General features: G+C 68.9%; 18 protein-coding genes. 13 read left to right on the top strand and 5 right to left on the bottom strand.

Annotated elements, in window-relative coordinates; all coding sequences use genetic code 11:
* Nucleotides 1-1,576, top strand: a 1,576-nt coding sequence (locus AB0B91_RS10605) for a DUF1996 domain-containing protein (protein WP_358318030.1), incomplete at its 5' end; no start/stop codon positions are given.
* Between the two features lie 62 nt (nucleotides 1,577-1,638).
* Here the strand turns inward: AB0B91_RS10605 and AB0B91_RS10600 are convergent.
* Nucleotides 1,639-3,546 carry a glycoside hydrolase family 71 protein gene (locus tag AB0B91_RS10600; RefSeq protein ID WP_358318029.1) on the bottom strand — a complete coding sequence of 636 codons (1,908 nt, stop codon included), beginning with the start codon at nucleotides 3,544-3,546 and terminating at the stop codon, nucleotides 1,639-1,641.
* A gap of 192 nt (nucleotides 3,547-3,738) precedes the next feature.
* Between AB0B91_RS10600 and AB0B91_RS10595 the strand changes: the two genes are divergently transcribed.
* On the top strand, nucleotides 3,739-5,568 hold the full coding sequence (locus AB0B91_RS10595) for a glycoside hydrolase family 15 protein (protein ID WP_358318028.1): 1,830 nt from the start codon (nucleotides 3,739-3,741) through the stop codon (nucleotides 5,566-5,568).
* Here the strand turns inward: AB0B91_RS10595 and AB0B91_RS10590 are convergent.
* The gene (locus AB0B91_RS10590; RefSeq protein ID WP_358318027.1) at nucleotides 5,565-6,884 is read right to left on the bottom strand and encodes an MFS transporter; all 1,320 of its coding nucleotides are present in this window, start codon (nucleotides 6,882-6,884) and stop codon (nucleotides 5,565-5,567) included. The two genes, AB0B91_RS10595 and AB0B91_RS10590, sit on opposite strands and share 4 nt — an antisense overlap.
* Before the next feature lie 139 nt (nucleotides 6,885-7,023).
* On the opposite strand from AB0B91_RS10590, the gene AB0B91_RS10585 reads away from it, so the two are divergent.
* Nucleotides 7,024-8,535, top strand: a complete 1,512-nt coding sequence (locus AB0B91_RS10585) for a CYTH and CHAD domain-containing protein (RefSeq protein WP_358318026.1) — start codon at nucleotides 7,024-7,026, stop codon at nucleotides 8,533-8,535.
* Nucleotides 8,536-8,553: 18 nt separating this feature from the next.
* Here the strand turns inward: AB0B91_RS10585 and AB0B91_RS10580 are convergent, their stop codons facing one another.
* Both AB0B91_RS10580 and AB0B91_RS10575 read right to left on the bottom strand, forming a co-directional pair.
* Complete coding sequence (locus tag AB0B91_RS10580) at nucleotides 8,554-8,901, bottom strand: luciferase family protein (RefSeq protein ID WP_358318025.1); 348 nt, start codon at nucleotides 8,899-8,901, stop codon at nucleotides 8,554-8,556.
* A gap of 181 nt (nucleotides 8,902-9,082) precedes the next feature.
* Nucleotides 9,083-10,270, bottom strand: coding sequence for an esterase-like activity of phytase family protein (locus tag AB0B91_RS10575; protein WP_358318024.1), 1,188 nt, complete (start codon nucleotides 10,268-10,270; stop codon nucleotides 9,083-9,085).
* A gap of 202 nt (nucleotides 10,271-10,472) precedes the next feature.
* Between AB0B91_RS10575 and AB0B91_RS10570 the strand changes: the two genes are divergently transcribed.
* From AB0B91_RS10570 to ugpC, 9 genes are all read left to right on the top strand, one after another.
* On the top strand, nucleotides 10,473-11,876 hold the full coding sequence (locus tag AB0B91_RS10570) for an alkaline phosphatase PhoX (RefSeq protein ID WP_358318023.1): 1,404 nt from the start codon (nucleotides 10,473-10,475) through the stop codon (nucleotides 11,874-11,876).
* Between the two features lie 142 nt (nucleotides 11,877-12,018).
* A complete protein-coding gene (locus AB0B91_RS10565; RefSeq protein ID WP_358318022.1) occupies nucleotides 12,019-12,303 on the top strand; it encodes a luciferase family protein in 285 nt (94 codons plus the stop codon).
* A 199-nt stretch (nucleotides 12,304-12,502) separates the two neighbouring features.
* A complete protein-coding gene (locus AB0B91_RS10560; protein WP_358318021.1) occupies nucleotides 12,503-13,069 on the top strand; it encodes an inorganic phosphate transporter in 567 nt (188 codons plus the stop codon).
* Nucleotides 13,060-14,547 carry a mannitol dehydrogenase family protein gene (locus AB0B91_RS10555; RefSeq protein WP_358318020.1) on the top strand — a complete coding sequence of 496 codons (1,488 nt, stop codon included), beginning with the start codon at nucleotides 13,060-13,062 and terminating at the stop codon, nucleotides 14,545-14,547. Before AB0B91_RS10560 ends, AB0B91_RS10555 begins: the two co-directional genes overlap by 10 nt.
* Before the next feature lie 252 nt (nucleotides 14,548-14,799).
* Nucleotides 14,800-16,149, top strand: a complete 1,350-nt coding sequence (locus AB0B91_RS10550; RefSeq protein WP_358318019.1) for an extracellular solute-binding protein — start codon at nucleotides 14,800-14,802, stop codon at nucleotides 16,147-16,149.
* Entirely contained in the window at nucleotides 16,150-17,082 is a 933-nt protein-coding gene (locus AB0B91_RS10545; RefSeq protein WP_358318018.1) for a sugar ABC transporter permease, read from the top strand.
* Nucleotides 17,079-18,023, top strand: coding sequence for a carbohydrate ABC transporter permease (locus tag AB0B91_RS10540; RefSeq protein ID WP_358318017.1), 945 nt, complete (start codon nucleotides 17,079-17,081; stop codon nucleotides 18,021-18,023). The genes AB0B91_RS10545 and AB0B91_RS10540 overlap by 4 nt, the downstream gene beginning before the upstream one ends.
* A 7-nt stretch (nucleotides 18,024-18,030) precedes the next feature.
* On the top strand, nucleotides 18,031-19,044 hold the full coding sequence (locus tag AB0B91_RS10535) for an NAD(P)-dependent alcohol dehydrogenase (RefSeq protein WP_358318016.1): 1,014 nt from the start codon (nucleotides 18,031-18,033) through the stop codon (nucleotides 19,042-19,044).
* A gap of 22 nt (nucleotides 19,045-19,066) precedes the next feature.
* Nucleotides 19,067-20,176 (top strand): sn-glycerol-3-phosphate ABC transporter ATP-binding protein UgpC, encoded by a 1,110-nt coding sequence (gene ugpC / locus AB0B91_RS10530; RefSeq protein ID WP_358318015.1) that lies wholly within the window; start codon nucleotides 19,067-19,069, stop codon nucleotides 20,174-20,176.
* A gap of 7 nt (nucleotides 20,177-20,183) precedes the next feature.
* Here ugpC and panD read toward each other — a convergent pair whose 3' ends face one another.
* Nucleotides 20,184-20,594: an aspartate 1-decarboxylase gene (panD, locus tag AB0B91_RS10525; RefSeq protein ID WP_358318336.1), complete on the bottom strand. Its 411-nt coding sequence runs from the start codon at nucleotides 20,592-20,594 to the stop codon at nucleotides 20,184-20,186.
* 130 nt (nucleotides 20,595-20,724) lie between these two features.
* Here panD and AB0B91_RS10520 point away from each other — a divergent pair, with 130 nt between their 5' ends.
* Complete coding sequence (locus AB0B91_RS10520) at nucleotides 20,725-21,726, top strand: ABC transporter substrate-binding protein (protein ID WP_358318014.1); 1,002 nt, start codon at nucleotides 20,725-20,727, stop codon at nucleotides 21,724-21,726.
* The last annotated feature ends 2 nt before the right edge of the window (nucleotides 21,727-21,728 follow it).

Raw genomic sequence — 21,728 nt, 5'->3', positions numbered from 1 at the left:
CAAACGAACCGCCACCATCAACCGCATGGCCACCGCCATCGGCCGGGTAGCGGCACGCCCCAACCTCCAGGTTGAGGCCCTGTCCACCTGCAAGCTCAGCAGCGGCGGCGCCACTGCCACCGCCGCCCCCGAGTCCCCCACTTCCCCTCCGTCCGATGACGGAACCACCGCACCTCCCAGCACCGGCAGCAAGACGATCACCTGCCCGAGCGTCGCGGACAAACTTCCGGAGGTCCCCGCAGCGGCCAAGGCCGAAATCGACCGCAACCTCGCCCTGCTCGACACTCAGATCGCCGAAGCCAACAAACGCCTGGTCACCTCAGCCGGTGAAGGCGGCCCCAACTTCATCCAGAACGCCATCCTCGGCCCCCTGGCCGACAAACGAACCGCCACCATCAACCGCATGGCCACCGCCATCGGCCGGGTAGCGGCACGCCCCAACCTCCAGGTTGAGGCCCTGTCCACCTGCAAGCTGAGCTCCGCCGCCGCCAAGTCTTCGGCCGCCGCCAAGAGCGCCGGTCCGTCGGCCGACGACTTCATCGACATCCAGGCGGTCTCCCCCGTACAGCAGCCGAAGCTGACCGCGTCCAGCGGCACCTTCGTCTCCAGGTGCGGTACGGGCCAGGAGGGCCACACCAACTCCGACAACGTCATCATCGCTCCGGGCGTGTCCAACGGCGCCCAGCACGTGAACAACTACGTGGGTAACGAGTCCACCGACGCCTTCTCCACCAACGAGAGCCTGGCCGCCGCGGACACCACCTGCCGCTTCAGCGCCGACCAGTCGAGCTACTTCTGGCCGGCCCTGCAGGTGCTCACGGGAGGCAAGAGCACATCCGTGCTGCCCACCGCGGTGCAGTTGCAGTTCCGCGGCAATGCCACGTCGCGGGTCACGGCGGCGCCCCGCTTCCTCAGGCTGGTCACCGGCGACGCGATGGCAGTGACCAACAGCGCGGCCGACGCCCCGGCCGACACCTCGACGGACGCCCCCACTGACGTCCCGACCGACGCCCCGAGCGATCTCCCGACGGACGTTCCGAGCGACCTGCCGACCGACGTTCCGACCGACCTCCCGACTGACGTCGCAACCGACGTCCCGGCCGATACCTCGACTGACGCCCCGACCGATGCCCCAGCCGATGCCCCAGCCGATGCCCCGGCCGCCAGCGCGGACAACGCCCGGCCGACGTTCAGCTGCACCGGCTTCACCGACAGGCTGACCGACAAGTATCCGATCTGCCCGGACGGCAGCGCTGTCGTCCGCATCCTCGACATGCCCAGTTGCTGGGACGGCCAGAACCTCGACAGCGCCGACCACCGTACCCACGTCGTCTTCCCCGACGAGAACGGTGCCTGCCCGAGCGGGACCAAGGCCGTACCGCAGCTACGCATGACGCTGGTCTACGGCAACGTGCCCAACACCCAGCCCGAAGGTACGAACGTCCCGTTCGCACTGGACGGGGTCGCCAGCGAGCAGCAGAGCCCGAACACCGACCACGCCGGCGCCATCGAGGTGATGTCCAAGCAGCTCATGAAGACCGTCGTCCGTTGCATCAACACCGGCAGGAGGTGCTGACAGCCGGAAGACAAACAGAAAGGGCCACCCGAGTGATTCGGGTGGCCCTTTCTGTCAGCCGATCAGCGTCCGCTGCTGACCGCGTGATACTGCAGGTCCTGCACCACGGGTGCGGCCACCACGGTCCAGGGCGAGGTGACGGTGACCGTCGTCGTCCCGGACCGGACCACGGAGACCTTGTTGGTGCCGTTGGCCAGCGGGTAGAGCTGGGCCTGCAGGCCCGCCTTGGCCGAGTAGGTCTTGGCCGTGCCGCCGATGGTGGCGTTCACCGTCGCGGCGCCCGTGAGGAACGACAGGATCTCGACATCGTCCCTGGGCGTGCTGGTGCCCGAGCGCGGCGCCATCAGCTTCGTCTGGCCGCCCGTGGGCTTGGCCGCGGCGAGCTGGGTGCGGTGCGTCAGGTAGACCGTGTCCCGGACGATCGCCGGGGCCTTGCCGGTCTTCAGCCACGTCAGGTAGTAGGACGAGATGTCCAGGTAGGCCGAGTCGTTGTGCGGGGACGGGGTGAACTGGGTGCCTTCGGAGAAGTCGTTCCAGGTGGTGAGCTGGACCCAGTCCGCGCTGTTGTTGATCGAGCCTTCCCACGTGGTCCTGAGGTTCTGGGTGTTCAGGGCCTCGTCGTAGATGCTCTGGTTCGGGCGCTCGTCCTGGACGGAGACCGGCTGCATCCAGATCTTGCCGAGGTCGTGCGCCTTCTTGATGTTGCTCGCGATGCCCGTCTGCCCGGCCGGGCTGCGGTTGCCCCAGTTGGAGAAGCCGTAGCTGATGGAGGCGAAGGCCGAGGCGTTGGCGGAGAAGTTCAGGAACGTCGGCACGAGGGCGACCTTGATGCCGTACTTGGTGTTCATGATGTCGATGAGGTCCGCCCACCAGGCCGCGGTCTTGGCCTCGGCCTTGAACGGCGACACGACGACGCGCCCGTCGGGCAGGCGGTAGCTCGACTTCGAGGCGGCCAGCTCGGCGAGGGAGGCGGCGAGCGTCGCAGCGTCGGCCGACAGCGAGGTCATGTCGGGCATCGGGACGATGGTGAAGCCGCTGTCGACCGCCTCGGCCGCCTTCACGAGCAGCTTGAGCCGGGTCCAGTTGGCGCTGCTCAGCGAGAGCATGTCCACGATGAAGCCGTCGATGCCCGCCGCGGCGGCCGTCTTGACCTCGGTCTCCATGTCCTGAAGCTGGTAGTCGCCGGAGAGCGCCGCGCGCGGCTTCGGGCGGTCGCGCAGCAGCCCGCCGTAGGCGGCGTGCTTACCGCTCTCGCCGGCCGGGTTGAGGTAGTTCTTGGCGTAGTAGTCGACGCTGCCCTCCTTGTTGTCCAAGGAGATGGGGTACGGCGTGAAGTAGTGCGCGAACACCTTCTTGGCGGAGGCGCGCAGCGTGCTCTTGGCCGGCAGATCGAACGGCAGGGGGCCGGTCGCCGTGGGAGTCGGGGTGGGGGCCGTCGTGTACGTCACCACCAGCCGGGGGCCCTTGCCCGTGGTCGAGTGGGACGAGTGCAGCACGCCCTGCGCGCCGGCCGTCGACGAGAGCCCGAAGGCGTAGGTGCCGTTACCCGTGTAGGCGGAGGTGACGTCGAGCTTCTTGGTCTCGTCCTTGACCAGGCCCTTCGCGGTGGCGATGGCCGTGCCGAAGACCGGCTTGTTGGCCCAGTTCGCCGTGGCCGCGGCCCAGCTTCCGGTGACCTTGCTCGCGGCGATCGTCGTGTCGGTGGTACGGGTGGCGGTCACCTCCAGCGAGAGTTTGACGTTCTTGGCCCCTGAGGGCACGCCGCTGACGGTGAACGAAGCCAGCGCGCGGCGCTCCGCATCGGCTTTGCCGTCACACGTCGCCGCACAGACCGAGAGCCAGGTGTAGCTCTCGTGCGTACGGGTGGGGGCGTCCTGGCTGAGATAGGTGTCCTTGGCCGTCTCGACGGTGATGGGCGACGCGACGGCGGCCGTCCCGGTCACGGCCCCGGCGGCGGTGGCACCCGACATGGCCAGAAGCAGGACGCCTACCGATAAGGCGACCCCTCTTCCCAGCCTGACCTGCGAAATCATGCTTGTTGCCCTCGATTGTCTCTTGTCCTACGCAATCGGGGATCATCCTGTCAGCCGGAAGTACAGATAAAGCACATGTCCTAACCTCGCAACCTGCATAGTTCGACCGCATAGTGGCAGAAAACGGATATGACCGCTGGACCAGGCGACTACCCCGAGGACTCCCGGTATCTGCCGATCGGAGAGCACGGGTTGATCGGTGACCTGCGCACGGTCGCGCTCGTGGGCACCAACGGCACGATCGACTGGTACTGCTGCCCGAGCTTCGACGCCCCCAGCGTGTTCGCCTCGATCCTGGACGCCGACAAGGGCGGCTCGTTCGAGCTGTTCGCCGACACCCCGGCGAAGACCAAGCAGTTCTACTTCCCGGACACCACTGTCCTGATCACCCGCTTCTTCGCCGTCGACGGGGTGGGTGAGATCCAGGACTTCATGCCGATCGTGGGCGACTCCGGCGAGGCCGATCGGCACCGGCTGATCCGCCGGGTCGCCTGCGTCCGCGGCACTCTGCCGTTCCGCGCCCGGGTGGCCCCCCGTTTCGACTACGCCCGGCAATCTCACACGGTCCGCCAGCAGGGCGGCTCGACGATTTTCGAGTCGGCGTGCCTCTCACTCAACCTGTCCGCCAGCGTGCCCATCGACACCGACGGGCGCGACGCCTGGGCACGGTTCGAGCTCCAGGAGGGCGAGAGCGCGGTGTTCTCCCTCGACCGGATCGGCGACGGGGTCCCGCCACGGGGCTGCCCGATGGCGGAGGCGGAGGCGCAGTTCGCCGAGACGGTACGGTTCTGGCGGAACTGGCTGTCCGCCTCCCGCTACCGGGGCCGGTGGCGGGAGGTCGTCCACCGTTCGGCCCTCACGCTGAAGTTGCTCACCTACGCGCCGACCGGCGGGATCGTCGCCGCGGCCACGACCAGCCTTCCCGAGCGGTTGAAGGGCAGCCGTAATTGGGACTACCGCTACGTGTGGGTCCGCGACGCGGCCTTCTGCGTGTACGCCCTGCTCAGGCTCGGCTTCACCGAGGAGGCCGAGGCCTTCATGGGCTTCCTGTCCACGCACGTCCGCTCCGACGGCGACCGCCGCACCGGCCCGCTGCAGATCATGTACGGCATCGACGGCCGCAGCGACCTGCCGGAGAGCGAGCTGAGTCACCTGGAGGGCTACCGGGCATCGGCCCCGGTACGCGTGGGGAACGCCGCCGTCAGCCAGCTCCAGCTGGACATCTACGGAGCGCTCCTCGACTCCATCTACCTCTACAACAAGTGGGGCACCCCGATCTCCAGCGACCGCTGGGAGCAGGTGTGCACGCTGGTGGAATGGGTCTGCGAGAACTGGGACCAACCCGACGAAGGCATCTGGGAGACCCGCGGCGGGCGCAAGAACTTCGTCTACTCACGGCTGATGTGCTGGGTGGCCATCGAACGCGCCATGCGCATGGCCTCCCATCGGGGGCTGCCCGCCGACATACGGCGCTGGCGGCAGGCCCGCGACGCGATCTACCACGACATCATGAAACGCGGCTGGTCGACCACGCTGCAGGCGTTCGTCCAGCACTTCGACGAGGACGTCCTGGACGCGTCGATCCTGATGATGCCGCTGGCCAAGTTCGTCTCGCCCACCGACCCCAAGTGGCTGTCCACCCTCGACGCCCTCAGCCGCGAGCTGGTCTCCGACTCGCTGGTCTATCGCTACGATCCCGAGGCCAGCCCGGACGGGCTGGAAGGCCAGGAAGGCACGTTCTCGATCTGCTCGTTCTGGTACGTCGAAGCCCTGGCCCGCGCCGGTCGCCTCGACGAGGCCCGCCTGGCCTTCGAGAAAATGCTCACCTACGCCAACCACCTGGGGCTGTACGCCGAGGAGATCGACCACACCGGCGAGCAACTCGGCAACTTCCCGCAGGCCTTCACCCACCTCGCCCTCATCAGCGCCGCCTTCAACCTCGACCACGCGCTCGGCTAGGCCACCTCGTCGTACTCGACCGCGTAGTCGTGCTGTGAGCGATCCTTCAGCGCGAGCGCGGCGACGAGGCTGATCAGCGCGCAGATCGCCATGTAGACGGCGATGGCGAACGAGCTCTTGTAGGTGGTGTACAGCCAGACGGCGATCAGGGGCGCGGGCCCGCCCGCCGTCACCGAGGCCAGCTGGTAGCCGAGCGAGGCGCCGCTGTAGCGCAGCCGGCCGGTGAAGCTCTCGGCGATGAAGGTGGCCTGGGGGCCGTACTGGATGTCGTGGATGGGCGCGGCCAGCACGATGGCCAGGAAGACCAGCGCGGGGACGCGGGTGTCCAGCAGGGGCCAGTAGATGAAGGACCAGACCACCATGGCCGCGGCGCCCACGATGTACAGCCGTCTGCGGTTCACGAGGTCGGAGATGTACCCCCAGAACGGCACGGTGAACAGGGAGACGATCCCCGCCACGATGACGTACAGGTAGACGTCACTCGCCGCGAAGCCCAGCGTCTTGGTGGCGTAGGTCAGGATGAAGACGGTGAAGATGTAGAACGGCGCCTGCTGCCCGGTGCGGAGCAACGCGCTCAGCACGATCTCCCGCCAGTTCCTGACGATGACCTCGCGTACAGGGACGCGCTCGACCTTGTTCTCCGCCAGGAGCTTGGCGAAGACGGGCGTCTCCAGGATGCCGAGCCTGATGTAGAGGCCGACGGCGGCCATCACGATGCTGAGCAGGAACGGAATGCGCCAGCCCCAGTAGGGGTCGAGCGGCTGGAACACCTGCAGGGCCGTGTAGCCGAGCACGAGGCCGACGGGGACGCCGAACTGCGGCCAGCTGCCGAGGAAGCCGCGCCGGCCGCCGCGCGACTTGCCCCACTCGGTGGCGAGCAGGACTGACCCGCCCCATTCGCCGCCGACGCTGATGCCCTGGAGCAGGCGCAGGACGGTCAGCAGGATGCCGCCCCAGATCCCGATCTGGGCGTAGGTGGGCACCAGGCCCACGAGCGCGGTGGAGATGCCCATGGTCAGCAGGGTGATGATCAGGGTGGCCTTACGGCCGATGCGGTCGCCGTAGTGGCCGAAGATCGCCGCACCGATCGGGCGGGCGGCGAAGCCGCCGAAGTAGGTGCCGAGGGCGAGCAGGAGTCCCGTCGTCGGTTCGCTTGTCGGGAAGTACAGCTTCGCGAAGATGGTGCTGGCGGCGAAGCCGTACAGGAAGAAGTCGTACCATTCGATCGAGGTCCCCACAGCGGAGGCGATCACCGCCCGGACCAGTTGCCTTCTGTCGTGCTCGCCTGTCGCGTCGGGTCGCCGCTCCTCAACCATCTACCGCACCTCCGGTAGCGTCGCACGTTTCCCGTGACGCTACATGATCCGTCACCGAAGGTCACCAGGCTGCAGTTTCGGGGCCTTCGATGGGGTAGGTGGGTGCTCGCCGACCTGTCTGTAGTCGAGGAGCACGGTGATGGCGAGCCGCGTGGAAATCGAATGCAAGTACGACGTCGACGGGGACGTCGAGATCGGAGACCTCACCGGCCCGGACGGCGAGATGACGGCGGACGAGCCGGAGACGTGGCGGCTGGTTGCGGAGTACGTCGACACTGCGGCCCTGACCCTCGCCACCCACGGCATCACCCTGCGCCGTCGCCAGGGCGGCGAGGACGCCGGGTGGCATCTCAAGCTGCCGATGGCCAAGGGGGCCAGGCGGGAGGTCCACGCGCCGCTCGGCGCCGACGTCCATCACGTGCCCGTCCAGCTGGCCGAACTCGTCGCGGCCCACGTACGCGGACACGAACTCGTCCCGGTCGTCACCTTGGAGACCACCCGCACGGTGCGGCGGCTGCACGACGACGGCGGCAAGGTCGCGGCCGAGGTGGCCGACGACCAGGTGGTGGGCCGCCGCCTGGACCGGGACCGCCGGCCGGCGTCGTGGCGCGAGATCGAGGTCGAGCTGGTCGAGGGGTCCACCGGCGTACTGGACGCCGTCGAGCGCAGACTGCGTGCGGCCGGGGCGACGCCGTCCCCGTCGGTGTCCAAGCTGGCGCGCGTGCTGGGCGACGACCTGCCTCCGGCCGCGGACCGGGGTTCGGGGCGGAGCGCCGGCGCCGCCCTGGCCGCGTACCTGCGGCGGCAGCGCGAGCGCATGCTCGGCTACGATCCGCTGGTCCGGCTGGCCGATCACGACGACGACTCGGTGCACAAGATGCGCGTGGCGGTACGGCGCATGCGCAGTGTGCTGCGTACCCACTCCCGGCTGTTGGACGGCGACCGGGTCGCCCCGCTGGAGGCGGAGCTGAGATGGCTGGCCGGTGAGCTGGGCACGGTGCGCGATCTCGAAGTGCTCACCGCCCGGTTCGACCAGCGACTGGCCGGGCAGCCCCAGGACGGCGGCCTCGGGAACGCGCGCTGGCCCGGCCTGCTGGCCACGCGAGAACGCAAGGCCCGGCAGACGCTCAGGCAGACGCTGAGTGCGCCGCGTTACTTCACCCTGCTGGCCGCCGTCGACGACTTCATCGCCGACCCGCCCTTCCAGGACCGGGCCGGGCGCAAGGCGAGCCGCCAGACGCCCCGCCTGGTGGCCAGGAGCTGGCGCAAGGTGCTCACCAGGTACACCGAGGCCCAGAGACTGCCCGAGGGCGCCGAGCGCGACAGGGCCCTGCATTCCACCCGCAAGGCCGCCAAACGCGCCCGCTACACCGCCGAGGCCGCGACCCCGGTGCTCGGCAAGCCCGCCAAGAAGCTCGCCAAGCAGGCCGAACGGCTGCAGGAGACCCTCGGCCGCCGCCAGGACGCGCTGGTCGCCCAGCAGGAGCTCACCCAGCTCGCCACCCGTCCGGGCCTGCGGGTGGCCGACGCCTTCACCCTCGGCCTGCTGCTCGCCGACGAACGCCACGCGGCCGACGCGGCACTACGCGACCTCGCGCCGGTCTGGAAGAAGGCCGCCAAGCCCCGGCTCCTGAACGCGCTCAACGCCTGATCCGGGCGGCCGTCGCGGTCAGGCGGGGTCGGTGTTGGCCTTGATCGCGAGGCTGACCAGCGCCACCAGGAGATCGAGGTCGGCGCGCGTGTCGAGCCGGAGGGCGATCCATCCGTCCTGTGCGGCGAGGTGAACGTGCGCGGAGGAGGCGAGCGCCTCGTGCAGGCGTTCGACGACGGGCCGGGTCAAGTGGAGGCGGGCGGTGTCGCGGCCGGTCAGCCGGAGGATCTCGATGTCGCCCACGGTGAAGACGACGGCGTCGGGAGCGTGTGCCATGGCCAGGACGGACCAGGTGGCGAACTCGGTTTTGGCTCGTTCCATGTAGGACGTCGGGCCGCCACCGGGTGCGCTCAAGGGGACCGCCATGCGACCCATACTGAGTGCCCGTTACCCATGTGACGCCTGCCGTTCTTTAACCGTTATGGTGCTCTGACACTCCCGCGACCCTTCTGACCGTTATATGATCAAAGGTCCTTTTATAAGGATATTGGAGCGTACCAGCCACCGCGACGGCGGGAGGGGGCGGGCCGGGCCCGCCCCCTCGTCGTCATCGAGCGTGCAGGCGGAAGGGCAGGCGGACGGTGATGAACTCGTCGTTGTCCGGCTGACCCGCCGTCCGTCCGGACGAGAACGGGAAGTTGTTGTCGTTGAGGATGCCGAGCGTGCGGTCGTCGAGGATCACGACGTCCTCGATGGTCTGGAACGGGAAGCGGAAGGTCTCCCCGAACCCGCCCAGCCCCTTGGGGTTGGCCAGGTCCAGTAGGTCGGCGGCGAGGGTCTTGTCCAGCGCGCCGTCGTGGTCGCGGTCGCGCTTGTCAGCCAGGTAGACGCGCTTGAGCGCGGCGGCGTCGCCCTGGTTGTTGTCCCGCTCGATGATCAGGAACCGGTTCTCGTCCACCGCGATGGCATCGCCGATCGCGTTAGCGGGGCTGTCCAGCTTGTACGTCCAGCGCTTGCCGGTGTACGCCCGCCCGCGGACGTCGAACTCGTTCAGCCGCAGCGTTCCCGCCGGGTCTCCGCTGACCGTGCCCTCCAGCAGCGGGTAGAGCCACCGCCCGTCGGCCGAGCGGGCCATGCCCTCGAAGCCCTTGCTGCCGGCCAGGTTCGGCGTCGCGCCGTTGAGCGTCGGGTTCTCCGGCGCCTTGACGCCGGGCAGCTCGATCGGCGCCTCCAGCAGCGTCCCGGTGGCGGAGAAGTGCAGCAGGAACGGGCCGAACTCATCGCCGATCCAGTACGTGCCGTCCGCCGACCTGACGATCGACTCCACGTCGAAGTCGGCACCGGTGAGCTTCCGGTCCGCCCTGGTCAGCGGCCAGGACACCCGGCCGCGCGGGTCGGACAGGTGGAACCCGCCCAGCACCTGGACGGTGCCCGCCTTGAAGTCCGGCTTGATCCGGTGCACCCGCAGCAGGAAGTCGGCGCTGTTGTTCTTGGCTCCGTACCCGTTGTCGGACAGCACGTCGAAGCTGCCGTCGCGGCGCCGGACGATGCCGCTGAAGCCCTGGACCGGCTGGCCGGCGAAGGGCGGGGTGACGCCGTTGATCGGGGTCGTGCCGAGCTGGGCGCCGGAGGGCTCGCTGCCGGGCACGAAGGTCTGCGCCGGGAGCGCGGCGAATCCGGTCAGCGTGGCGCGGCCCGTACCGTCCTGCGCGGCGGCATAGGACGCGGGACCGGTCGAGGGGGCGAGACTCACGGCCAGCGCGACGGCGCCCACCGCCAGGGAGATGCGTTTCATGCCCGGCACGCTAGGAGTGTCACATGTCGTGTTTCCAAACGCAGCGCGTACGAGTCGTTCATCTTCGGACGATCTTCCCAGGTCGGGTCTGCCGCTTTCTTCATCCAGCGTTCACCATAGGTGCGGAGTGCGGGGTGCCGGCCTTTCCCCTGAGGCAGTTGGGTCGGCTCCTGCAGACGTTCGACGCTGGAGGAGATGTCCCATGTCCGCACCTGTTTCCCGCCGTTCCTTCATCAGCCGCGGCACCGCCGGCGGCCTCGGCATCGCGTTCGCCGGCAGCATTGAGGCGATCGCCGGGCCCCCCGCGTTCGCGGCCACGCGGCCCCCGCTCGGCTACGGCCCGCTGGTCGCCGATCCGGCCGGGATACTGGCCCTGCCCGCCGGGTTCTCGTACCGGATCGTCGCGGAGGCGGGGGTGACGCTGCTGGAGAGCGGCGAGCCCACGCCGAGTGACGCGGACGGGACCGCGAGCTTCTCCCATGGCCGGGGCGCCACGCTGGTCAACAACCATGAGATCGGCGGCAGCGAGCCGTACCGGGTGCCCGCCCTGCCCGGTCTCACCTACGACCCGGGCGCGGGCGGCGGCACCACGAACATCGACGTGGACGCGCACGGCGAGCGGATCCGCGAGTACGTCAGCCTGGCCGGCACGCACAACAACTGCGCGGGCGGCAAGACGCCCTGGAGCACCTGGCTGACCTGCGAGGAGACCGAGCAGCGGGCCGGTGGCGCCTTCCAGAAGGACCACGGGTACGTCTTCGAGGTCGACCCGTTCGACCGCAAGGCCAACCAGGACCCGGTGCCGCTGAAGTTCCTCGGCCGCTACTCGCACGAGGCCGTCGCCGTCGACCCGCGCACGTCGGCGATCTACCTGACCGAGGACGCCGGCGGCCCGAGCGGGCTGTACTACCGCTGGACGCCGCCGAGCGGCTTCCGCGGCGGCAGGGGCGCCCTGCGGAAGCTGGCGCTGTCCGACGGCGGCGACACCGCGGGCAAGCTGGAGGCGATGAGCTGCTCCCACGACGGCACGCACGTCGCCGACCTGTCGGAGGCCACCACTCCCGGCACCCGCTACCGGGTCCGGTGGGTGGAGGTGCCCGACCGTGACGCGCGCACCCAGTCGGTCCGCGTGCAGCTCACCAACGACCAGGTCACCCGCAGCCGCAAACTGGAGGGCGCCTGGTGGGCGGACGGCGGCGCGTACTTCGTCGCCAGCTTCGCCCGCCACACCGACGGCAGCGTCAACGAGCACGACGGCCAGGTGTGGTTCTACGACCCGCGCCACGAGACGGTCACGCTGAAGACCCTGTTCGGCGTCAACTCCGACCCCACCCAGGACACGAACTACGACGGGCCGGACAACATCACCGTCTCCCCGTACGGCGGAGTGATCCTCGCGGAGGACGGAGAGGGCATCCAGCACCTGGTCGGCGTCACCGACAAGGGCAAGGCGTACCCGATGGCGCGCAACGACCACAACGACAGCGAGTTCACCGGCCCCAACTTCAGCGCGGACGGCCGGATCCTGTTCGCCAACACCCAGACCCCCGGGCACGTCTTCGCGATCACCGGCCCCTGGCGCCGCCCCGCCAACACCGACAGCTGATATTCACGGCGCCGTATCGGATAACGGTTGAGGAACACAGGATGGCGGTGCGGTGTGCCGTGGAGCAGCATTAGGGGGTATGGCAGGAATTTCCGTCAGGCGACAGTCGAGCCTTCATCACGGGCCTTTTGTGGCCCGGGCGATGGCCGAATTGCGTTCCTGGCCGGCGCTGGCGCTGAGCGACACACGGCGAGGCGTCGCCTTCACGGTCGGACGGACGAAAATCGTCCGCCTGACCGGCGAGGACGAGGTATGCCTACGCCTGACCGCTCCGGCGATCAGCCGGTTGCAGCCGCATCTGCGTGACTGTGACCAGGTACAGAGCTGCTCCGACCGCGCCTGGGTGGCCGTGCACGTCGACGCCGAGCTCGACCTGGACCTGCTGCTCGCCCTGACCAGCGTGGCCATCAAGGCGCACACACCATAAAGCCACCAAAAATGACCGAGAGGTTAACCGCGGGGAAACGGCGGGCAACCCCTGGTGTCATTTATCCGGTTTCCGCTGGGAGTTCACTGCCGGTTCATTCTGTGCGCCTAACGTGCTGAAAACGTCGAAACGATGAGGACAGCGACATGGAGCACGTGACGTTCCTGGTCGTCGTGATGATCATCGTGGACACAAGCTGGTGACCCCGCCGATGGTGTTCGCCGGGCTGATCGGCGCGATCCTGTGGAACCTGCTCACCTGGCTGTTCGGGCTGCCGTCCAGTTCCTCGCACGCGCTGTTCGGCGGTTTGATCGGCGCGGTCTGGGTCGGGGCCGGGATGCGGGGCGTGCACTTCGACACGGTGCTGCAGAAGATCCTCATCCCGGCGCTGGCCCACGGCACCAACGACGCGCAGAAGACCATGGGCGTCATCACCCTCACGCTGATCTCGACCGGCGCGCTCGCCTCCGGCTCCGGTCCGCCGCTCTGGGTGATCGCCGCCGCCGGGGTGACCATCGGCCTGGGCACGTACCTGGGCGGCTGGCGGATCATCCGCACCATGGGCAAGGGCATCACCGAGATCGAGTCGCCGCAGGGCTTCGCCGCCGAGGCGAGCGCGACCACCGTCATCCTCGCCTCCTCCCATCCGCCGGTCTCAGGCTGTGACAACGGCGAGCGGTGCATACAGGCAGGTCAGGAGTTTGAAGCGGGTGGAGTTGGCCATGTTGAGCGTAGGGGGGCCGGTGAGGGGGACCGATGGCTGTGACGACACTGACGCAGGAGACACTGACCGGTCTTTCCGAGCAGGTGGCGGTCCCCTCCTATGACCGGTCGCTGCTCACGGCGGGCATCGTCCACTTCGGGGTAGGGGGATTCCACCGCGCGCACCAGGCGATGTACCTCGACCGGCTGATGAACGAGGGCAAAGCGTTGGACTGGGCGGTCTGCGGGGTCGGGGTCCTGCCCGGCGACGCGCGGATGCGCGACGTGCTGACCGCGCAGGACGGCCTCTACACGCTCGTGCTGAAGCACCCTGACGGGACCCGCGAGGCCCGTGTCATCGGGTCGATCATCGACTATCTCTTCGCCCCCGACGATCCCGAGGCGGTCATCGAGAAGATGGCCGAGCCCGCCGTACGCATCGTGTCGCTCACCGTCACCGAGGGGGGCTACAACATCCACCCCGTCACCGGTGAGTTCGACGCGGAGACACCGGCCATCCGCGCGGATCTGGCACCCGGAGCGCGCCCGGCCACGGTGTTCGGCCTGGTCACCGAGGCGCTGCGGCGCCGGCGGGATCGGGGGGTGCCGCCGTTCACGGTCATGTCGTGCGACAACATCCAGGGCAACGGCGACGTCGCCCGCCGCACCTTCACGGCCTTCGCCCGGCTCGCCGACCCCGAGCTGGCCGCCTGGATGGAGCGCGAGGTCGCCTTCCCCAACTCCATGGTCGACCGCATCACCCCGGCCACCACCGACGAGGACCGCGAGGCCGTGGCCCGGCGGTTCGGGGTGCGGGACGAGTGGCCGGTCGTCTGTGAGCCGTTCACGCAGTGGGTGCTGGAGGAGCACTTCCCCGGTGGGCGGCCGCCGTTCGAAGAGGTGGGGGTCCAGGTCGTCGCGGATGTCGAGCCGTACGAGCTGATGAAGCTGCGCCTGCTCAACGCCGGGCACCAGGCGCTGGCCTACTTCGGTTTCCTCAGCGGATACCGCTACGTCCACGAGGCGGCCGCCGACCCGGCGATCGCGGCGTTCGTGCTCGCCTACATGGACGCCGAGGCCACTCCCACGCTGCGCCCGGTGCCCGGCGTCGATCTGGACGTCTACAAGCGGACCCTGATCGAGCGCTTCTCCAATCCCGAGGTACGCGACACGGTCGCGCGGTTGTGCGCCGAGTCGTCGGACCGGATCCCGAAGTGGCTGCTTCCGGTCGTACGCGAGCAGCTTGCCCGGGGCGGGGAGGTCGGCCGCTCGGCCGCCGTGGTGGCGAGCTGGGCGCGTTATGCCGAGGGCGTCGACGAATCGGGGGCGCCCATCGCGATCGTCGACCGGCTGAAGGACCGGTTGACGGCCATCGCGGGCACGCAGCGCCGGGAGCCCACGGCGTTCATCGCGAATCGGGAGCTCTTCGGCGATCTGGTCGACGACGAGCGGTTCGTGGAGCCGTACCTGAACGCGCTGGAGTCGCTGCACACCAAGGGCGCCCGCGCCACGGTGCGGGAGCTCGCGGAGCACCGCACTTGACCATTTTACTTAACCCACGAAAAGCCAAAATACTCTATAATCCCGGCGAAAATCTCACATACACCATTTAAAGCAATATCGATTAGGGATAAACATGGTCTTATCGCCCTTTTCTAATGCAGTACCGGGGGTGAAGTGGCCGTGAACTGTCCAGCCCAGCCGAGCCGACGCGACATTCTTCGCGGAGCCTTGGCCGCCGGGGCAGCGGTGACCGTCGGCGGAAGTCTGAGTTCGTGTGGATCTCGCGGTGATGTGACCCGAGCCGCCACCAGCGACCAGTGGCGCCAGTTCCAGGGCGCCACCCTGAACTTCATCTCCGAGAACACCGCCCCGACCGCCGCCATCGCCGCGAACACCAAGCCGTTCACCGATCTGACGGGGATCGACGTCAGGATCGTGACACTCGAGCTGACCGCCCTGGTCCAGCGGGTCGCCCTGGACCTGGCCTCGGGCCGGGCCCAGTACCAGGTGATCTACGCCGACCCCTACCAGGTGCTCGCGCCGTACCAGCGGGGGCTGGTGGACCTGCGCACGTTGGAGGCGGATCCGAACCTGCCCAAGCTGCCCGGCGGGGTCGGGGACTTCATCCCCGTCCAGATGGACGCCGCGGGACGGTTCGTCGATCCCACGGCGTACTACGCCCTGCCGTACGACGCGCCGACGATGATCTGGCAGTACCGGCAGGACCTGTTCGCCAAGTACCACGACCGCATGGCCAACGACCTGGGGTTCGACCCCACTCCCGGCGGCGACCGGACCTGGGAGGAGTACTTCCGGATCGCCCAGTGGTTCAACAAGAACGCGACCTCGGACGTCAAGTACGGCACCGGCCACCAGGCCAGGCAGCACGACTCCCTGATGAACGACTTCAGCAACGTGCTGTGGTCCTACGGCGGCGCCTACTTCGACAACGGCAAGGAAGTGGGCCGTCTGGGCGCGCGGGATCCCGGACCGTGCCGGCTCGACTCCGACGCCGCCATCGCCGGCGCGGAGTTCTACAACCGGCTGCTCTCCATCGCCGACCCCGCCTCCAAGACGTGGGACTGGGACGGCGTCGGCGCCGCCTTCCGCTCGGGCCGGCTGGCGATGTGCCCGAACTGGCATGAGTTCGCGGCCAGCAACGAGCTGGTGATGCCCGGCAAGGCCGGCTACGCGGTGCTGCCCAAGGGCCCGGTCGCCACGGCCAACATGTACGGGGGCACGGGGGTCGGCATCAGCGCGAACACGATGCCCAACGAGCGCGGCGCCGCCTGGCTGTTCCTCGTGTGGGCCACCTCCCCCGAGACGCAACTGGCCAACCTCAAGAGCAAGGCCGGTGGCGGCACCCCCACGCGTACTTCCGTGTACGAGATGCCGGAAGTGCGGGCGGCCGAGAAGCGGCCGTCGCCGATGCCCAACATGCTCACGGCCGCCGCGGTACGGGAGGCCTGGACGCCCGAGCGGATCGGCCTGCGGCCCAAGATCCCGATGTGGAACGAGTGCAACACCGCGATCTTCACCCAGCTGTCCACGATGCTCAGCGGGGCCGAGACACCCGCGAACGCGATGCGTTCGATCAAGTCGCGGGTGGACCAGATCGTGGCGCGAGGGTGGGTGGCCTAGATGACGCACGCGGCGCAGACCTCGGCGGTACGCGGAACGGCCACGCCCAAGAGCAGCCCTCGCAAGGAGCCGCGGATCGGCTTCGAAGGCATGATGATGGCTCCCGGCCTGCTGCTGCTGGCCGCGCTGTCGATCGTGCCGTTCATCGCCCTGATCGCGATGAGCTTCTCCCGCGTCCGGCTGCTGGGCGGAGTACGGCTCGACCTGGTGGGCCTGAGCAACTGGGCGCGCTTCTTCACCGACGCGGACATGTGGATGTCCTGGCTGCGGACGATCATCTTCTTCGTGCTCACCGTCGGGCTGGAGATGGTCCTGGGCATAGGCATCGCGCTGTGCCTGTTCCGGGTGCTGCGCGGCCGCAACATCCTGCTCGCCCTGCTGCTGCTGCCGATGTTCGCCGCACCGTCGATCGTCGGCCTGCTGGGCCGCTACCTCACCGACTCCACCTTCGGGCTCTACGCCTGGGTGCTGCGCGGGTTCGGCTACAGCGGCGACATCCTCGGCGCCCCGCTCAGCGCCTTCGCCGCCGTCGTCCTCATGGACGTGTGGGAGTGGACCCCGCTCATCGCCCTGATCACCCTCGCCGGGCTGTCCAGCGTGCCGCAGTCGGTACGGGAGGCCGCCGCCGTCGACGGCGCCCGGGGATGGATGACGCTGCGCTACATCCTCTTCCCGGCGATCTCCAACGTGCTGCTGGTCGCGCTGCTCATCCGCTCGATGGACGCCATCCGCTACTTCGACATCATCTGGGTCACCACCAACGGCGGCCCGGCGGACGCGACCAAGATCGTACCCATCCGGCTGTACGAGACCGCGTTCCGCTTCTTCGACCTGGGCTACGCCGCCGCCATCGGCCTGGCGATGCTGGCCTTCTCGATCTTCATCGCCCGCACGTTCGTGCGGCTGCTGGATGTGCGGGGGTTGACCCGATGAGCACCTCGATGACGCCTCCGTCGTCCCCACCTCTGCAAACCGTTCCCGGTGGGGCCGCGCCGCGGGAGCCGGTCACCGCCGCCCCGCGCGGAGAGGCGCAGTCGCCGCTGGAGGCGAGCAGCCGTCGTTCGCGGTGGATGGTGACGCTGCTCATCGTGGTGGCGCTGCTCTGGACGCTGGTCCCCCTGGTGTGGATGCTGATGTCGTCGTTCAAGAGCGCCCGGGACGTGACCGCGGCCACGCCGCAGTTCTTCTTCGCGCCGACTCTGGACAACTACCGCAACCTGTTCAGCGGGGCCAACAACCTCGGGCCGTACATCGTGCACAGCGTGCTCGCCGCCGGCATCTCCGCGCTGCTCGCGGTCGGCCTGGGCGCGCTGGCCGGGTACGGGCTGGCGCGCACCCACATGCGCGGGAAGAAGCACCTGGCGTTCTGGATCATCTCCACGCGTATGGCGCCCATCGCGGCGGTCGTGGTGCCGCTGTTCCTCATCTTCCGCGGGCTCGGCCTGATCGACTCGATTCCGGGGCTGATCCTGGCCTACCTGACCTTCAACCTGCCCTTCGCGATCTGGCTGATGAGCGCGTTCTTCGCCGAGGTGCCATCCTCGCTGGAGGAGTCGGCGCTGGTCGCCGGCTGCTCCCGCTGGCAGGCCTTCTGGATGGTGATCCTGCCGCTGACCAAGTCGGGGCTGGTCACCACGTTCATCCTGTGCCTGGTCTTCGCCTGGAACGACTACGCGTTCGCCGTCGTCTTCTCCGGGCCGAACTCCCAGACGCTGCCCATCGCCGCCTCCCAGCTGGTCACCCAGACGGGCATCGACTGGGGCCAGCTCACCGCGATCGGCACGATCGTGGTCGTGCCGATGATGCTCGCCGGGCTCGCCGTGCGCCGCTGGCTGGTCACCGGACTCACCCTCGGCGCCATCACCGGGGAGTAGGTGGGCCATGCGCGCGGCCGTACTGCAGGGTGTCGGCAAGATCCAGCTGGAGGAGCGGCCACGGCCCGAGCCCGGCCCCCGGGAGGTGCTGGTGCGGGTCGCCTCGGTCGGGACGTGCGGCTCGGACGTGCACTACTACGAACACGGCCGCATTGGCGACTTCGTGGTGGACTCGCCGCTGGTGCTGGGCCACGAGCCGTCGGGCACCGTGGTCGTCACCGGGCCCGGGGTCAGCCGTCATCGGGTGGGCCAGCGCGTCTCCGTGGAGCCCGGGGTGCCCGACTTCACCTGCCGGCAGTGCCGGGCCGGCCGCTACAACCTCTGCCCGAGCATGCGCTTCTTCGGCACCCCGCCGATCGACGGCGCCTTCTGCGAGTACGTCGTCACCCACGAGGAGTTCGCCCACCCCGTCCCCGACACGCTGTCCGATGATGCCGCCGCCCTGATCGAGCCGCTCTCGGTGGGCGTGTGGGCCTGCCGGAAGGCCCGGGTCGAGCCGGGCACCCGGGTGCTGGTCACCGGCGCCGGCCCGGTCGGGCTGCTGTGCATGCAGACCGCCCTCGCCTTCGGCGCGACCGACGTGCTGATCACCGACGTGAACTCCGTCCGGCTCGGGGTCGCCCGCGACCTGGGCGCGAGCGAGACCCTCGACGTAGGCGAGACCCGCCTGTCCGAAGCCGGGTTCGAACCCGATGTGCTGCTCGAATGCTCCGGTCATCCGGCCGCGATCGGGGAGGCCATCCGCGCGGTGGGACGGGCCGGGCGCGTCGTCCTCATCGGCATGGGCGGGGACGAGATCCCGCTGCCGCTCTCCCACGTACAGACCCGCGAGCTCGAGGTGACGGGCACGTTCCGCTATGCCGGCACCTGGCCGGCGGCCATCGCCCTGGCCGCCGCCGGCCGCGTCCAGCTGGACGCGCTGGTGACCGGCCACTTCGGCCTGGCCGACGTCGAACAGGCACTCACCGCCGGCACCCGTGATCCCAAGCTGGTCAAGGCCGTCGTCCGGCCGCAGGAGTGAGGGTGCGTCCTAAGGAGAGATCATGTCCAGAGTCCTGTACGAAGAGGCGACCCGCGTCTATCCCGGATCCGACCGGCCCGCGGTCGACGCGCTCGACCTCGACATCCATGACGGTGAGTTCCTGGTCCTCGTCGGCCCGTCGGGCTGCGGGAAGTCCACCTCCCTGCGCATGCTCGCGGGGCTGGAAAGGGTGGACGGCGGGCGCATCGCCATCGGTGAGCGCGACGTCACCCACCTGGCGCCGCGTGATCGGGACATCGCCATGGTGTTCCAGAACTATGCCCTGTATCCGCACATGTCGGTGGCCGACAACATGGGCTTCGCCCTTCGGGTGATGAAGACGCCCAAGAACGAGATCGACCGCCGGGTCCGTGAGGCCGCCCACCTGCTGGACCTGGACGAGTTCCTGGACCGCAAACCGAAGGCGCTCTCCGGCGGGCAGCGGCAACGCGTGGCCATGGGCCGGGCGATCGTCCGCGAGCCGAAGGTGTTCCTCATGGACGAGCCCTTGTCCAACCTGGACGCCAAACTCCGCGTACAGACCCGCACGCAGATCGCCGCCCTGCAGCGCAGGCTCGGCGTGACGACGGTCTACGTGACCCACGACCAGGTCGAGGCCATGACCATGGGCGACCGGGTGGCCGTGCTCAAGGACGGGGTGCTCCAGCAGGTCGACACGCCGCTCCGGCTCTACCAGCACCCGGCCAACGTCTTCGTCGCCGGCTTCATCGGCTCCCCGTCGATGAACCTCTCGGAGTACCCGGTCGAAGGCGGCGAAGCGGTCCTCAACGACACGCGGGTGCCGCTGAGCCGCGAGACGCTCAACGCGCTCAAGGACGAAGGCGCGGACCGCGTCATCCTGGGCTTCCGGCCCGAGAGCGTCGAGGTGGTGGGCGAGGGCACGCAGGGGAGCTTCCCGGTCACCGTCACCGTCGTGGAGGAACTCGGCTCCGACGCCTTCCTCTACGGCCAGTACGCCGACACGACCGATCCGGCCCGCCTCGAACAGACCGTCATCGCCCGCGTCGACCCCAACCGGCCGCCGGCCAAGGGCGAACGAGTCCGGCTGCGCATCCTGCCGGGCAAGGAGCGGCTCTTCTCGGCGGTCACCGGCCAGCGGCTGCCCGCCTGACAAGATCTCATTTCCTTCCGGACCGCTGATCGGGAGCGCCCGGCACCGGGGCGGCCGGGTCCGATCCGAGGGCGACGATCCGATTGCGCCCGTCGACGTGGACGACGGACGGGACGTACGACTTGACCTCGCTCTCGTCCACCTGCCGGTAGGACATGATGATGACCAGGTCATCCGGTGACACGAGGTGCGCGGCCGCGCCGTTGATCCCGATCACGCCCGAACCCGCCGGCCCTTCGATGACATAGGTCGTCAGCCGGGACCCGTTGGTGATGTCGACGACGTCGACCCGCTCGCCCTCGACGAGGTCGGCCGCGTCCATGAGGACTCTGTCGATCGTGATCGAGCCGACGTAGTGCAGGTCGGCCTGGGTCACGGTGGCCCTGTGGATCTTTCCGCCGAGCAGGGTGCGCTGCATGTCCATGCCCTCCAAGGGGTGGGTAAAAGTTAGGTAATGCTATCCTAAGTTCACCCGTCGACTCCCGCCTGTGCGACCCCCCGGCCAGCGGCCACCGAGACGCCGGAGGGCACAGAGACAAGGAACTCAGATGACTCCTCCCGGCACCGTCCGTCCCTCGCGCGTCGCGGCGATCGCCGTGGCCTGCGCCCTCGTGGTGGGTGCGCTGGTCTCGTGTTCGAGCCCCGCGCAGGCCCCGAAGACCACGGCGGCGGCCGATCCGGCCTTCCCCGTCGCCATCGACCACAAGTTCGGGTCCACCACGATCAAGTCGAGGCCCACCCGGGTGGTCACCGTCGGGTGGAACGACCAGGACTTCGCCCTCGCCCTCGGCGTGGTGCCGGTGAGCACGCGGCAGTGGTTCGACGAGTACCTCACCTACCCGTGGGTCAAGACGGCGCTGGGCGGTAAGCCGCTGCCCACGTTCTCGGCGGAGATCAACTTCGAGGCCATCATCAAGCAGCGGCCCGACCTGATCATCGCGATCTACGAGACGATCAACAAGCAGACGTACGACAAGCTCTCGCAGATCGCCCCGACGGTCGTCCAGTCCAGTAAGTACCCGGACGAGCAGACCCCGTGGGACGTCCAGACGCTCACCACGGGCAAGGCGCTGGGCCGGTCCGCGCAGGCGCAGGCGCTCGTCGACAAGGTCAACGGCAAGATCGCCGAGGCGAAGCAGGCGCATCCCGAGTTCGCCGGGAAGGTCCTCGTGGTGGACTACGGCCCCGAGAACGGACAGCACTACCTGATCCCCGGCCGCGACCCGCGCCGCGCGCTGTTCGACGCGCTCGGCTTCGCCGCCCAGAGCCAGAACGGCGACATCAGCGAGGAGCGGCTGGACCTGCTCGACCGGGACGTGCTGTTCGTCAACGGCTCGACCAAGGCGAAGATGGCCTCGTCGCCGGTCTTCTCCCGCCTGAAGGTGGTCAAGACCGACCGAACCATTTACACGGACTTCTCCACCCCGCTCGGTGGCGCGCTGTCGTACAGCGGCCCGGACGCCCTGCTGTACGCGCTCGACGTACTCGTGCCTCAACTGGCGAACGCGGCCGACATGAAGCCGTCGACCCCGGTCACCGACCTGTCCTGATC

The organism is Nonomuraea sp. NPDC049141 (assembly GCF_040648415.1).
Taxonomy (GTDB): domain Bacteria; phylum Actinomycetota; class Actinomycetes; order Streptosporangiales; family Streptosporangiaceae; genus Nonomuraea.
This window is presented reverse-complemented; position numbering and strand designations above follow the sequence as displayed.